Annotated in this window: 18 protein-coding genes; 1 reads left to right on the forward strand and 17 read right to left on the reverse strand. The window is 43.5% G+C overall.

The genetic code is table 11. From position 1 onward, the window contains the following. Positions 1-36 precede the first annotated feature (36 nt). From AACS92_RS09330 to yceD, 16 genes are all read right to left on the reverse strand, one after another. The gene (locus tag AACS92_RS09330; RefSeq protein WP_339373549.1) at positions 37-924 is read right to left on the reverse strand and encodes a phosphotransferase; all 888 of its coding nucleotides are present in this window, start codon (positions 922-924) and stop codon (positions 37-39) included. After that, positions 887-1,456 (reverse strand): penicillin-binding protein activator LpoB, encoded by a 570-nt coding sequence (gene lpoB, locus AACS92_RS09335; RefSeq protein WP_099110948.1) that lies wholly within the window; start codon positions 1,454-1,456, stop codon positions 887-889. The genes AACS92_RS09330 and lpoB overlap by 38 nt, the downstream gene beginning before the upstream one ends. A gap of 76 nt (positions 1,457-1,532) precedes the next feature. Next, complete coding sequence (gene hinT / locus AACS92_RS09340) at positions 1,533-1,883, reverse strand: purine nucleoside phosphoramidase (RefSeq protein ID WP_099110949.1); 351 nt, start codon at positions 1,881-1,883, stop codon at positions 1,533-1,535. Positions 1,884-1,914: 31 nt separating this feature from the next. Then, positions 1,915-2,691, reverse strand: coding sequence for a metal-dependent hydrolase (locus AACS92_RS09345; RefSeq protein WP_099110950.1), 777 nt, complete (start codon positions 2,689-2,691; stop codon positions 1,915-1,917). Between the two features lie 22 nt (positions 2,692-2,713). Beyond that, a complete protein-coding gene (gene holB / locus AACS92_RS09350; protein WP_099110951.1) occupies positions 2,714-3,703 on the reverse strand; it encodes a DNA polymerase III subunit delta' in 990 nt (329 codons plus the stop codon). Further along, on the reverse strand, positions 3,700-4,341 hold the full coding sequence (gene tmk / locus AACS92_RS09355) for a dTMP kinase (protein ID WP_099110952.1): 642 nt from the start codon (positions 4,339-4,341) through the stop codon (positions 3,700-3,702). The genes holB and tmk overlap by 4 nt, the downstream gene beginning before the upstream one ends. Beyond that, positions 4,338-5,363, reverse strand: coding sequence for an endolytic transglycosylase MltG (gene mltG, locus AACS92_RS09360; RefSeq protein WP_099110953.1), 1,026 nt, complete (start codon positions 5,361-5,363; stop codon positions 4,338-4,340). Before mltG ends, tmk begins: the two co-directional genes overlap by 4 nt. 66 nt (positions 5,364-5,429) lie before the next feature. After that, complete coding sequence (gene pabC, locus AACS92_RS09365; RefSeq protein WP_099110954.1) at positions 5,430-6,257, reverse strand: aminodeoxychorismate lyase; 828 nt, start codon at positions 6,255-6,257, stop codon at positions 5,430-5,432. Between the two features lie 153 nt (positions 6,258-6,410). Continuing rightward, the gene (gene fabF, locus AACS92_RS09370; RefSeq protein ID WP_099110955.1) at positions 6,411-7,652 is read right to left on the reverse strand and encodes a beta-ketoacyl-ACP synthase II; all 1,242 of its coding nucleotides are present in this window, start codon (positions 7,650-7,652) and stop codon (positions 6,411-6,413) included. 74 nt (positions 7,653-7,726) lie between these two features. After that, positions 7,727-7,963, reverse strand: a complete 237-nt coding sequence (acpP, locus tag AACS92_RS09375) for an acyl carrier protein (RefSeq protein WP_099110956.1) — start codon at positions 7,961-7,963, stop codon at positions 7,727-7,729. A 152-nt stretch (positions 7,964-8,115) separates the two neighbouring features. Beyond that, positions 8,116-8,850, reverse strand: coding sequence for a 3-oxoacyl-ACP reductase FabG (fabG, locus tag AACS92_RS09380; protein WP_099110957.1), 735 nt, complete (start codon positions 8,848-8,850; stop codon positions 8,116-8,118). Between the two features lie 11 nt (positions 8,851-8,861). Beyond that, positions 8,862-9,791, reverse strand: a complete 930-nt coding sequence (fabD, locus tag AACS92_RS09385; RefSeq protein WP_099110958.1) for an ACP S-malonyltransferase — start codon at positions 9,789-9,791, stop codon at positions 8,862-8,864. An 18-nt stretch (positions 9,792-9,809) separates the two neighbouring features. Next, entirely contained in the window at positions 9,810-10,763 is a 954-nt protein-coding gene (locus tag AACS92_RS09390; RefSeq protein ID WP_099110959.1) for a beta-ketoacyl-ACP synthase III, read from the reverse strand. A gap of 6 nt (positions 10,764-10,769) precedes the next feature. Beyond that, positions 10,770-11,807: a phosphate acyltransferase PlsX gene (plsX, locus tag AACS92_RS09395; protein ID WP_099110960.1), complete on the reverse strand. Its 1,038-nt coding sequence runs from the start codon at positions 11,805-11,807 to the stop codon at positions 10,770-10,772. Between the two features lie 28 nt (positions 11,808-11,835). After that, positions 11,836-12,006, reverse strand: a complete 171-nt coding sequence (rpmF, locus tag AACS92_RS09400; RefSeq protein ID WP_099110961.1) for a 50S ribosomal protein L32 — start codon at positions 12,004-12,006, stop codon at positions 11,836-11,838. A 12-nt stretch (positions 12,007-12,018) separates the two neighbouring features. After that, positions 12,019-12,543 (reverse strand): 23S rRNA accumulation protein YceD, encoded by a 525-nt coding sequence (yceD, locus tag AACS92_RS09405; RefSeq protein ID WP_099110962.1) that lies wholly within the window; start codon positions 12,541-12,543, stop codon positions 12,019-12,021. A 144-nt stretch (positions 12,544-12,687) separates the two neighbouring features. Between yceD and AACS92_RS09410 the strand changes: the two genes are divergently transcribed. Further along, on the forward strand, positions 12,688-13,278 hold the full coding sequence (locus AACS92_RS09410) for a Maf family protein (RefSeq protein WP_099110963.1): 591 nt from the start codon (positions 12,688-12,690) through the stop codon (positions 13,276-13,278). 16 nt (positions 13,279-13,294) lie between these two features. Here AACS92_RS09410 and rluC read toward each other — a convergent pair whose 3' ends face one another. Beyond that, positions 13,295-14,245 (reverse strand): 23S rRNA pseudouridine(955/2504/2580) synthase RluC, encoded by a 951-nt coding sequence (gene rluC, locus AACS92_RS09415; protein WP_099110964.1) that lies wholly within the window; start codon positions 14,243-14,245, stop codon positions 13,295-13,297. Between the last annotated feature and the right edge of the window lie 304 nt (positions 14,246-14,549).

The raw sequence follows: 14,549 nt of genomic DNA on the forward strand, positions 1-14,549 counted from the left end.
TATTGGTTACCATCTTATCAATTGCCGACCTTCGTGTTAAAACGTCAGCTTAAAATCCAGACGCAAAGGATAAGCCAGAGCTAAAAATTGCGGATCTTTTGTCTGCTGCCAGCGAACTTCATACCACATCAGCATCATGTATCTGACCCATGGTTTCCATTGCCTAATTTTTTGCTGTAATAAGACGATATCACTATATCCTGATGCGTCAGTACAATAATAATTCAAAAAAAATTTCTGCTGCATCTCATTCCATTGATTCCCTTCAAACAACCCCGCTAATGAAAAACCAATATCAACATCCGCCGCATATTCCCAGTCAATCAGTTTCAAACCTTCCGATGTCACAATCAGATTATCAGGGTGAATATCCATATGAGCAGGTGCTATTTTCAAAGGCGCAGGCATTTTCGCTGATATAAAGAATTTATGCAGCCGCAACCATCTGGAAGAAAGCCGCGAATTATCAATATATTGCCATTGGGAAGCTAATTGTTCTTTGAGTTGGAAGGCATACCCCAATGGCGTTTGGTTATGGAGAATGGCGATGGTATTCGCCAATGACTGTTGAAATATGGGTAAACCGAATTCTTCTGCTGTGATCTTTGTGCCTTTCAGCCACTCCAGTAACAGCCAATCATCGTGCATTGCGATTACATCAGGCGCGATGCCGGCCAAAGATAATTTACGTAATATCCGCTGTTCCCGTTGGCGATTAACACCCAAAACACCACTGTGCCATGTGTGTTTACGCCCTACCATCTGGCGTACACCATCCGTGATATAGTGGCTTCCCTGAGTCAGCCCTGTTAATGGCCTGATCTCCCAGTTTTCTGCTGGAATGTCAGGCCACTTCTGACGCAACATTCCAGATAGAACTTCACTATTAGTTGATATCACTGCTACCAGACCAGAGTATTTCACCCGTTTTGACCAGCATAAGCTGCATGTTTATCTTACGCTGTTGGGTATCACCAGAAGCCACGGAATAGATGACATAATCGGCATTCAAATAACGAGCCAAACCGATAGATTTGCTGCGTGATGCCAGACTATCTTCTGATGACAGCCCCAGAGCCTGTCGGGCGTAATAAACCTGATTTTTCGGCACAACCTGAAAAACATGCTTCTTGCTGACCACATCAGTAATTGCGTCAGTTGCCTTAAGTGTTCTCAGTGAACCACTCGTATTATTTTTGACATTATCAACGAGCAGTATTTTTCCCGCTTCTACACCATGTGCTTTAGCCATCTGGTCAACTAATGGCTGAACAATATTATTCCAGTTAATTGACTGGATCTTAGGCGGCTGAGGTACTTTCTGTAACGGCGGCTCAGTGGGTTCCGTTTTTTGCTCTGGTTCAGCAGGTGTAACAGGAGCAGGCGGTTGTGTGGATGTTAATGTACAACTCGCCAGCAACAGTGCTGATAATACAACCAAGAAAATTCTTTTCATTAATCTACTCCGGTTACAGCTGTCAGGATATCTTTCGTCTTACAAGTGACCGCATTAAAAACGGCAGTGAGTAATCTTATTCTGCCAGTAACGGGCCTAGTGGATGCCCACCAACCAGATGCATATGGATATGAAAAACAACCTGCCCTGAATGACGGTTACAGTTCATGATGAGGCGATAGCCGTCTTCAGCAATCCCTTCCTGTTTTGCGATTTTTGCAGCAACCGTGAATAAGCGACCTAATGCAGCCTCATGCTCCGGCATAACATCATTAACCGTTGGGATCAGCACATTAGGAATAATCAGAATGTGAGTTGGTGCCTGAGGTGTAATATCTCTGAATGCGGTGACTAACTCATCTTGATATACGATATCAGATGGGATTTCACGACGGATGATTTTGCTAAAAATAGTTTCTTCTGCCATCTCATTTCTCCTTTATTATCATTTAATGTTCTTAAATGTCGATATGAAACAAATTACAAAAGTTCCTTGTTGTCACTTCGGCTAATTCTTCAAGACTGACGCCTTTCAATACTGCCATATACTCAGCAACATCACGTACATAAGCAGGCTGATTTTGCTTACCGCGATGAGGAACCGGCGCCAGATAAGGTGAATCAGTCTCTACAAGAATACGATCAAGGGGAACAAACCTCGCTGCCTCACGAATTTGTTCGGCATTGCGGAATGTCACAATACCCGAAAACGAAATATAAAAGCCAAGATCCAGTAAATCCCTGGCTGTCTCTTTATCTTCAGTAAAACAATGCAAAACTCCGCCACAATCCTGCACTTTCTCTTCCCGCAGTACCATCAGGGTGTCATCTTTTGCATCACGGGTATGAACAATCACCGGCTTATTTAATTCGCGACCAATGCGGATATGCTGGCGAAATGAAGTTCTCTGTAATTCTGCGTTATCTTTCTGATAATAATAATCCAGCCCTGTTTCACCCATTGCGATAACATCATTATCTGCGGCTAAACGGGCAAGCTCATCAAAATCATATCCTTCATCCAGATTTAACGGATGAATACCGCAGGAATACGCAACGTTGTCACGTTTACCAATCAGGTTTTTCATATGCAGGAAGCCGGGTAATGTGGTCGCAACTGCCAGCATATACTTCACATCCCTTTCTGCGGCTTTCGCCACTACATCATCTACACTTTTATGCAGTGTTTCATAATCTAAACAATCGAGATGACAATGTGAATCAACTAAAAACATAATATGCCCATATTTAAATGTATTACCGAGTGGAGCAAAGCTGCCCTTCCCAATTGAGTAATTGTTCAGTTAATAACAATTCCCGATTGATGCCCGCTACGGATATTAATTGATGACGGCAGCGTATCCAATCATCAACTGTATTTAACAATTTTTCCACACTTTGGCTGGAGGCCAGATGGTGAATCAACATCTGCTGATCCTGATTGATACAGTAATTTTGCGCCTTCTGACGCCATTTTACCGCATCAGACAACAGGCTGATTAGCCAGTACAAAGACTGTTGTACATCATCACGATTCAACAATGGCAAAAGTGACAAGGTATCATATTTATGTAGTGCCTGCGTGATAGCCTGACAAAATACATTTCTCTGTTGCCATTTTTCAGTCTGGAGTAACTGTTTTGCCGCCAAAGGTGCTCCCTGAGACAGTTTCAGTGCTGTCTGAATATCCTGTGATGGTATCGTCGGGAGCTTTTTTTGCAGCCAATGCAAACCGGCCTTAGTTTCAGGAACCGGAAGATGATAGTAAAAACAACGGCTTCGCAGTGTTGCCAGTAAACTGGCAGGACGCTGACATCTCAATAGAAAATAGGTATTACCGGGCGGCTCTTCCAGAGTTTTTAACAACGCATTTGAGGCTGCATCAGTCAGTGATTCTGTTGAAGGTACCCACGCAATCTTGGCACCCCCCTGTTGAGAATACTCATAAAGCTTTTCGCTGAGCTGACGGACTGCATCTACACCAATTGTGCTTTTCCCTTTTTCCGGGGCGAGTACATGCCAATCAGAATGTGTTTCTGCCAACATCAAATGACAGCCGTGGCATTTACCGCAACTTTTTATTCCCTGTTTATTCTGACACATTAGCCAACGGCTTAATCCATAAAGCAGTGCATCTGCACCCATTCCTTCATGAGCATGGAGCAAAAGAGCGTGGTGACCACGCCCCTGTTGGTGGGATTCAATCAGCTGACGATATGCATGGTTAAGCCACGGATACCAATTCATGCATGTATTTCCTGTTTTTCCAGCCAATATTGCAGAGCCTGACGAATGTCATCCTGTACTTTTTCCAATGGCTGCGTTGCATCTATTTTTATGATGGATTTATCCTGTGCGACCAATTCAAGGTATCTTTTGCGGGTACGATGGAAAAAATCTAATGATTCTTTTTCAATACGATCCAGTTCACCGCGTTCGCGGGCACGCTGTAAGCCAACCTCTGGCGGTAAATCAAGATAAATAGTCAGATCAGGTGAAAAATCACCGAGCGCTGCTTCACGTAGTGAAGCCAATAAATGTTGGTCAATGTTACGTCCGCCTCCCTGATATGCCTGAGATGACATATCATGGCGATCCCCAACAACCCAGCAACCTTTTGCCAGTGCAGGCTTGATGACATTCTCCACCAACTGAACCCGGGCAGCATAAAGCATCAGAACTTCTGCTTTATCCGTTAATATTTCACCTTCGATCCCTTGCTTGATCATCTGGCGTAATTTTTCCGCTAATGGTGTTCCACCCGGCTCACGGGTAAAAACAAGATCAGAAATCCCGGATTGTTTCAGTGTATCAGACACTGTCTGGATAGCCGTGGTTTTTCCTGCTCCTTCAAGCCCTTCAATAACAATAAATTTGCTGTTCATTTATCCTGCTTCAATCTCTGGCGATAAAGGCTTACCGCTCTATTATGCTCTATTAAATTTGTGGTAAAAGTATGGCCGCCATTACCATCTGCGACAAAATATAAATAGTTTGTTACCGCCGGATGAGCCGCTGCTTTAATTGATGCAAGACCCGGCATAGCAATCGGCGTCGGTGGTAGCCCTTCAATCATATAAGTGTTGTATGGCGTAAAGGTGCTCAGGCTGCTACGGAAAATAGTTCCGGTGTATTTATCCCCTAGCCCGTATATCACTGTCGGATCGGTCTGCAACCGCATCTTTAAACGCAGTCGATTGATAAATACAGAAGCCACTTTAGCGCGTTCAGCATCTACAGCAGTTTCCTTTTCGATGATGGAGGCCATAATTAGCATCTCATAAGAACTCTTATACGGTAGATTTTCAGCCCGGTTTTTCCATTCCTGATCGACAGCCATAACCATTTTTTGGTGGGCCCGCTTGAGTAAGTCTATATCGCTTGTACCTGCGGTATAGAGGTAAGTATCAGGATAGAACCATCCTTCCAATGGACTCTCTATTTTCATACCCAGCGATTCTGCCAGTTCTTGTGGCGTCTTATTTTCAGCCACATGTTTTAAGTATGGCGCATTCTGTAATATTTTTGACCAATCAGAAAGACGGCTGCCTTCAACAAAACGAATAGTAAACTGGACCTCTTTACCACTGGCAAACAATTGCAGAATTTCTCTTACTGACATATTTTTCTGTAATCGGTAAGTTCCTGCCTTAAATTTGATCAGCTCCGGTTCTAACCGGAAAAGCCACGGTAATAACCCGTTATCTTTGATTAAATTATGCTGAATCAACAACGTTTCTAAGCCGATACGCCCCGTCCCAGCCGGTAAGGTAAATATCAGATCCTGAGCCAGATTCACCTTCTGAGCAGAAAAGTTTTCTACTTTTTTGATAAAAAAGAAAAATGCTATTGCTGCAACAAAAATAATTAATCCAGGTAGAATAAGAATGCGCTTTTTAAGTTTCATTCGGTTACCACTTTTATCTGCCTTTCAAGGGCTGGCTGAATCACTACCGTTTAATAATCCGCAGAATTACAGGCTTAAACATTCAGGTAATAAATACTCATATAACTCTCTGGATTGGTATTTCCATGCAGGCTGATTTTTATGTGCCTGAATCTGATTAACCGCCATAACAGGCATCAGTGAATTACAAATAATTACCTCATCAGCATGCGCTAATGCTTCAGGATAACGCATGACACACGACAAATGGTAATCGCTACCTTCCAATAGCTGGATAATTTTCTGTCGCATAACCCCTTCCACACCACACTGGCTCAAATCCGGCGTATAGATATTTTTACCTCTCCGCCAGAATATGTTAGCGCTACAACATTCAACTAATAAACCATCACTATCAAGCACCAGAGCTTCATCAATCTTTTCCTGATCAATAAACCGCTTTATCAGAACTTGTTCCAAACGGTTCAGATGCTTAATTCCCGCCAAATGAGGGTTAATCCCCATAGCAACAGGACTAAGCCCCAATACAACACCTGTTTTCCGTTGCCTGTAATATTGCTCTGGATAGGGGCTTAGTAAAAGGATCTGGTTTGGCCCATTAATACCATCACTGCTGTAACCGCGCCCGCCCGAACCTCTGGATAAGAGTACTTTCAAAACACCAGACTCACATCCTGTGACAACTTGTTTAATGTGGTTTTCCAGTTTTGCCCAATCCGGTAATGGCATAAACAGCCTTTCAACGCCTTTTTGTAATCGTTTCACATGAAAAGGCAAAAAAGCTGCCTGACCCTGCTCTACTCTGATTGTGGTAAAGCAGCCATCACCATATTGTACCGAGCGATCATTAACCGAAATTTGATCTTGCGGTTTGCCGTTAATCCAATACTTCATCTTACTTTCTGATTCTTAAATAAAAAGGCGTGAAAACCTCAGGTTATAAGGGGCGCTATCATAGTATATGAGCGGTAGCAGTGCAAAAATGTACATTCGTAGTATAAAAAAAGCCCCAACGTAAGTTGAGGCTTTTTATAGAAATAGGGTGTTTTAGATCTTACGGAAAATCAGTGAACCGTTAGTTCCACCGAAGCCGAAAGAGTTACACAACGCATATTCCATTCCCTCAACTTTACGTGCTTCGCCAGGCACAAAATCCAGGCGGCAATTTTCGTCCTGATTAACCAGGTTAATAGTTGGAGGAACAATCTGATCCTGCAAAGAAAGAACTGTGAAAATGGATTCCACAGCACCAGCTGCACCCAGCAGGTGGCCTGTCATTGACTTGGTTGAACTCACTAATACTTTAGTGTCTTTACCAAAGACAGATTCCACAGCCAGAGCCTCAGCAAGATCTCCCGCCTGTGTTGAAGTCCCATGAGCATTAATGTAGCCCACTTGTTCTGAAGAAATGCCTGCATCTTTCAGAGCATTTTCCATAGCAAGTGCAGCCCCTGCTCCATCTTCAGGCGGAGATGTCATGTGATACGCATCACTACTCATACCAAAGCCAACGACTTCAGCATAAATTTTTGCGCCGCGTTTTTTGGCATGTTCATATTCTTCAAGAACAACAACACCAGCACCATCCCCCAGAACAAATCCATCACGATCTTTGTCCCAAGGACGGCTCGCGGTTTTAGGATCATCATTACGGGTCGACAGTGCACGGGCAGCACCAAACCCGGCAACACCAAATTCTGTACTGGCTTTTTCAGCACCACCTGCCAACATGATATCAGCATCATTATAAGCAATTATACGCGCTGCATGACCAATGTTGTGCACACCAGAAGTACAGGCTGTTGCAATAGAGATACTAGGACCACGAAGGCCGTATAGTATGCTCAGATGGCCAGCCACCATATTAATAATGGTTGAAGGTACAAAGAACGGACTGACTTTACGAGGACCAGCAGAAAGCAATGTTCTGTGATTCTCTTCAATCAGGCCCAAACCACCAATACCAGAACCAATAGCAGCACCAAAGCGGCCAGCATTGGCTTCTGTTACTTCGATTCCTGCATCTTCAAAAGCTTGAACACCTGCAGCAATACCATACTGAATGAACAAATCCATTTTTCGTGCATCTTTGCGCGAAATATTGAAATCTTCATGATTAAAATTCTTCACCAAACCAGCAAACTTAGTTGCATGGTTAGCGGTGTCGAAATGTTCGATAAGGCCGATACCACTCTGTCCGGTACAAACAGCGTTCCAAGAAGACTCTACTGTATTGCCGACAGGAGATACCATGCCTAGTCCGGTCACGACTACTCGACGCTTAGACACGGTTATCCTCCAGGGAGGGAAAAAATGTAAGACAAAAAACATAGGCGGTCGAACGACCGCCTAGGTATATGTGCTTATTTACTTGCGTTTTCAACGTAGTCAATAGCAGCCTGAACTGTAGTGATTTTTTCAGCTTCTTCGTCTGGGATCTCAATATCGAACTCTTCTTCCAGAGCCATTACCAGTTCAACTGTGTCAAGAGAATCAGCGCCCAAGTCATCAACAAATGAAGCTGTGGTTACAACTTCTTCCTCTTTAACACCCAGTTGTTCAACGATGATTTTCTTAACGCGTTCTTCGATAGTGCTCATACTATTAAATTTCCTATCAAAACTCGCTTTCGCGATGGTTTTCGTAGTTTATAAAATACAGGAAAAGATGCAACCAAATCCCGGCTGGTCGAACCACTAACTGCTTATTTTATATAAGAAATACATAAAAAAGCAGCAGGTTCGCTCATTTTTTAGATCATGTACATGCCACCATTGACATGTAATGTTTCACCCGTAATGTAAGCGGCCTCATCAGAAGCAAGAAACGCTACAGCACTGGCAATTTCCTTTGCATTACCGAGACGATTAGCAGGAACATCAGATAAAATGCCCGCTCGTTGTTCGTCTGTCAACGCTCTGGTCATATCGGTTTCGATAAAACCAGGAGCAATAACATTGACGGTAATGCCACGAGAAGCGACTTCACGAGCCAGTGATTTACTAAAACCAATAACTCCTGCTTTCGCTGCCGCGTAATTCGCCTGCCCTGCATTTCCCATTGTTCCAACAACAGACCCAATGGAGATAATACGCCCATAACGCTTTTTCATCATAGAGCGCATTACTGCTTTTGACAGACGAAAAATCGAAGAAAGATTAGTGTCAACAATACCTTGCCACTCATCATCTTTCATGCGCATCAACAAGTTGTCACGTGTGATGCCCGCATTATTAACCAGAATGTCTATTTCACCAAATTCAGCACGAATATTCGATAGTGCCTGTTCAATGGATTCTGAATCTGTGACATTCAGTACAAAACCTTTGCCTTTATCGCCCAGATAGGCGCTGATTGCCTCGGCTCCATTTTCGCTGGTCGCGGTACCAATGACACGCGCGCCACGTTCAGCCAATAATTCTGCAATCGCTCGACCTATGCCACGGCTGGCACCAGTAACTAGTGCAATTTTTCCATCAAAGCCCATGTTTTCCTCAGTCATTTATTCAGAGCAATTGTAAGTGATGATACATCATTCACTGCTACAGCACTCAGAGTACCAACAATTCGTTTTGTTAAGCCAGTCAGTACCTTGCCCGGCCCTATTTCCAGCAGGTTATCAATACCCTGAGCGGCAATATACTCAACAGATTCTGTCCAGCGTACCGGATTATACAACTGACGCACCAGCGCCGCTCGGATTGTATCAGCAGATTCTTCTGTTTTTACATCAACATTATTGATAACAGGGAATTGCGGCTGCTTAAACTCAACAGACTGTAATGCATTAGCTAACTGGTCTGCGGCGGATTTCATTAATGCACAGTGTGAAGGAACACTGACTGCTAACGGCAGAGCACGTTTAGCTCCCGCTGCTTTACATGCAGCACCCGCACGTTCTACAGCTTCTTTTTCGCCCGCAATAACAACCTGCCCCGGGGAATTGAAGTTCACAGGTGAAACAATTTGCCCTTGTGCTGATTCTTCACATGCTTTTGCAATGGATTCGTTATCCAGACCAATAATGGCATACATAGCACCCTGCCCTTCAGGCACGGCTTCCTGCATCAGCTTTCCACGTAATTCAACCAGTTTAATTGCCTGTTGGAATTCAATGACGCCAGCACAAACCAGTGCTGAATACTCGCCAAGACTATGGCCTGCCATCATAGAAGGGTTTTTCCCTCCCTGTTGCTGCCAAACCCGCCAAATAGCAACAGAAGCGGCCAGCAATGCAGGTTGTGTTTTCCACGTTTTATTTAGTTCTTCTGCTGGGCCCTGCTGGACTAACTCCCATAAATCGTATCCCAAAACCGCAGAAGCCTCTGCAAAAGTTTGCTCTACAAGCGGGAATTCCGAGGCTAAGTCAGCTAGCATGCCAAGAGATTGAGAACCTTGGCCGGGAAATACCATTGCAAAATCAGACATGTTTATCTTCCTGTTAAGTTAAAAACGTACTAGCGCTGAGCCCCAGGTAAAGCCACCGCCAAATGCTTCAAGTAAAACAAGTTGGCCACGCTGAATTCTTCCATCACGGATCGCTTCGTCAAATGCAGTCGGGACAGATGCAGCTGAGGTATTACCATGACGATCCAGTGTCACGACAACTTTATCCATCGTCATATTCAGTTTTTTAGCTGTCGCTGAAATAATACGTAAGTTCGCCTGATGGGGAACCAGCCAATCAAGCTGGGAATGAGCCAAACCATTAGCTTCCAATGTCTCATCAACAATATTCGCTAATTCTCGCACAGCAACCTTAAATACTTCATTGCCAACCATCGTAAGGTATGCTGGTGTATCCATTTTTTGGCGATCATGATGTGGCACTGATAATAATTCGCCATAATGACCGTCAGCATGTAGATGGGTTGATAGAACACCAGGCTCTTCCGAAGCTCCTACCACCATCGCTCCTGCTGCATCACCAAAAAGGATAACGGTACCACGATCTTCTGGATTCACCGTTTTGGAAAGCGTATCAGAACCAATAACCAGTGCGCATTTGGCTGCACCCGTTTTTATAAACTGATCAACTACGCTCAATGCATATGTAAACCCGGCACAAGCCGCCGCAACATCAAAAGCCGGAATACCGTTAATGCCTAGCAGTTTTTGGATCTGGCAGGCACTGCTGGGAAAAGCATGCGTTCCCGTTGTTGTTGCAACAACTATTAAATCAATTTGCGTTTTATCGATGCCTGCCATTTCTATGGCTTGTTCAGCAGCCCTGAATCCCATGGTTGCCACCGTTTCACCTTCATCGGCGATACGACGTTCACGGATACCAGTTCGAGTGACAATCCACTCATCAGTCGTATCCACCATTTTTTCTAAATCTGCGTTAGTACGCACCTGAGACGGCAAGTAACTGCCTGTGCCTAAGATCTTTGTATACATTTATGCTTATTCACTCTTGGGTAATACTGCATTCAGTCGGGCTGCAATCTTTTCAGGAACCTGCTTTTCTACTGCCTGAACAGCTTGCTCAATTGCAGCTTTGAAAGCATTTTCATTCGCGGCACCATGACTTTTTATGACAATACCACGCAATCCTAATAGTGTTGCGCCGTTATGCTGATCAGGGTTTAGATGACCGAAGCGTTTTGCTATTAGTTTAAGCAAAAACTTCCTAAATATTTTCATCAACCATGACGATTTTTTCTTTTGCCCTTCCGGTGACTTAAGCAGAGACAGAATCACTCTGATCGCGCCTTCCATTGTTTTCAGCGTAACATTACCTGCGAAGCCGTCACACACGAGGACATCTGTTTTCCCCGTTAACAGCTCATTTCCTTCCACATAGCCTATATAGTTGATTAACTCACTATTCCGCAAGGTTATGGCGGCTTCGCGGATATTATCCAGCCCTTTGGATTCCTCTTCCCCGATATTAAGTAATGCTACACGTGGATTTTTTACACCCGCAACATCTTCTGCCATTACAGCGCCCATAATGGCAAATTGCACTAACATACGACTATTACAATTAATATTAGCGCCCAAATCTAATACTACTGTTTTTTGTTGTTTCAGATTTGGTATGACCGTCACCAAGGCTGGCCGTTCAATTCCTTCTATCGATTTCAACATCAGTTTAGCCAGCCCCATCAATACTCCTGTATTTCCTGCACTGACACACGCCTGCGCTTCACCTGATTTCACCAGATTTAGTGCAATACGCATCGAAGTACCGTGACTGGAACGAATTGCCTGAGACGGTTTAACATCATTGGCAACAACATGTTCCGCAGGAATAATTTGCAAACGGCTGAGCAGCTCGGCATTTTTGTTTGCAAGCAAAGGAGAAATGGCTTCGGGGTCACCGACCAACAGTAGTTTTAATCGCGGATTAGATGCCAGTGCCTGCAATGCAGCAGGCACCGTGACGCGAGGACCAAAATCCCCGCCCATAGCATCTAACGCTAAGGTTAGATTAGCCAAGATATCAACTTGCTAATAACTAGCTGAATTACTTGTTGATTACCTTGCGGCCACGGTAGTAGCCATCAGCAGTCACATGGTGACGCAGGTGAGTTTCACCAGAAGTTTTGTCTACAGAGACTTTTGTTGCAGTCAGTGCGTCATGAGAGCGACGCATACCACGTTTAGAACGAGTTGGTTTATTCTGTTGTACGGCCATCGACCTTACTCCTTAAGTACTTTTCTTTAAACTGGCTAATACGGCAAATGGGTTTGGCTTTTCTGCTTCAGGAGGCAGTACACCAAACACCATATCCGCGTCGGACACTTCACAGTGTTCAGAATCATGTACCGGAACTACCGGCAGAGAAAGAATTATTTCATCTTCTATCATTGCCAGTAAATCTATTTCGCCAAATTCATTAACCTCAATTGGCTCATACTCTTCCGGTAATGCTTCGGCCCGCTCATCATTGACGACCGGGCTAAAACAATACGTTGTGTGAACATGATGACTGAATTTACCACCACAACGCTGACAGGCAAGCGTAACATCCACATCTGAATGCCCTTTTACAACTGCCAGACGCTGATTATCAATCTGAAATGATAATGAGTTATCTACATCACTATCCACACTGACCACTGATTCTATAAGACGAGACACCTGTTCAGCAGAATAACTGCCAGTGTAGTCTAATCTTTTCTGGGCTGCACGAAGTGCATCAATGGTCAGGGGTAATTTTACCTTCTGCATAAGGCGCGCATATTATCTTTGTAACGGGATATAGTCAAAGAAAAAGGCCACACATCTGCACCTTTCCACCAAATATTCGCTTAATAAGCGGTGCATAGTTTAAAATGCCTGCAAATATTTCTCTACGTATTTTATGGAAAAATGATGCTTCCGATTGTTTTATCATCAACTTCGATATATCGCCGCTTATTACTGGAAAAAATTGGCCTGCCTTTTACCTGTGCAGCACCAAATATTGATGAAAGCCCACAGGAGAATGAAAATCCTGAACAATTAGTGATGCGGCTTTCACAAGAAAAGGCTACAGCATTACAACAGGATTATTCCAGCCATCTTATTATAGGTTCAGATCAGGTTTGTATTTTAAATGGAGAATTAACAGGAAAGCCGCATAATTTTGAGAATGCTTTCGCACAGTTAAAAAAAGCCAGTGGTCAGTGTGTCACTTTTTATACCGGCATTACATTATTCAATAGCAAAACCGGAAGTACTGATACTCGCTGTGAACTATTTCATGTCCATTTTAGAGAGCTTACTGATACTGAAATCATCGGCTACTTGGAAAAAGAACAACCGTTTAATTGTGCTGGCAGTTTTAAAAGTGAAGGCTTAGGGATCACATTATTTGAAAAGCTAGATGGCAAAGACCCCAATACATTAGTTGGTCTGCCATTAATCACACTAACTGAAATGCTTACCCGTCAAGGGGTAAACCCCCTGACGGCACATTATTAAACAAATGATTATTGCATTACATTTGTCGCAATTTTTTTAAGCATTGTCGTAATGCCGCATCCATTGGTGCTTCGAAACGCATCGTTTCACCGGTTGATGGATGCGTAAACTTCAGTGAACTGGCATGCAGAAACAGACGGTTTATCCCTGTTTCTGCAAGCTGCCCGTCAAACGCTTTGTCACCATAACGATCATCAAATGCTATCGGGTGCCCCGCATACAGAGTATGAACACGGATTTGGTGGGTACGCCCGGTTACAGGACTGGCCCGGACTAATGTAGCAAACGCGTAACGTTCTTCCACCTTAAAACGCGTTTCAGAAGGTTTACCTTCGCTGCTGACCTTCACGACTCTTTCACCACTTTGCAGAAGATTCTTTAACAAAGGTGCCTGTACGACTTTGCAGTGAGATTGCCACTGCCCACGCACCAAAGCTAGATAATCTTTCTGCATTTGCTTCAAGCGTAATTGTTCATGCAATGAACGTAGAGCAGAACGTTTTTTCGCAACCAGCAAAACCCCGGAAGTATCACGGTCAAGACGGTGTACCAGCTCAAGAAAGCGAGCTTCGGGACGTAATGCCCGTAATCCTTCAATAACACCGAAACTTAACCCGCTCCCACCATGCACAGCTGTTCCTGAAGGCTTATTAATGACCAATATATAATCATCTTCATAAAGAATACATTCTGCCAACGCGGCAACTTTACCCAACTTGGCAGAAACAGGAACCTCCTGTTTTTCCGCCACTCTGACAGGCGGAATTCTGACAACATCGTTTGCTGTCAATTTATATTCAGGCTTGATTCTTCCTTTATTGACTCTAACTTCACCTTTACGCAAGATCCGGTAGATCATGCTTTTAGGTACACCTTTTAATCGAGCCAGCAAAAAATTATCAATTCTCTGGCCGGCCTCATCGTCATCAATAGTGACAAACTGTACAACTTGATTATTTGTTTTCATGGGCGCAATTTTAATTATCCCGCAAACAGAGTGCCACTCATTTTTAAATCATGTATAAATAATATCCATATTTTTATTCTTTATTATTAAATTGCCTTAGAATAAAGGCTAAAGATTAACAACTTATCACTATTTCATGATAAAAAACTCTTAAAGAGATAAAGTCACCTTGCTATCACCCCAATAGCAATGGAATAATGCTTTCCGGCCACGATTTACTAAACTATGAATGGCAGATTGAAATTGTTTGTTATCTGTTTGTTTGAACAAAAACGCAGCAATGGCGTAAGACGTAATGTTTAAT

This window comes from Xenorhabdus sp. KJ12.1 (assembly GCF_963876495.1).
Classification (GTDB): Bacteria; Pseudomonadota; Gammaproteobacteria; order Enterobacterales; family Enterobacteriaceae; genus Xenorhabdus; species Xenorhabdus stockiae.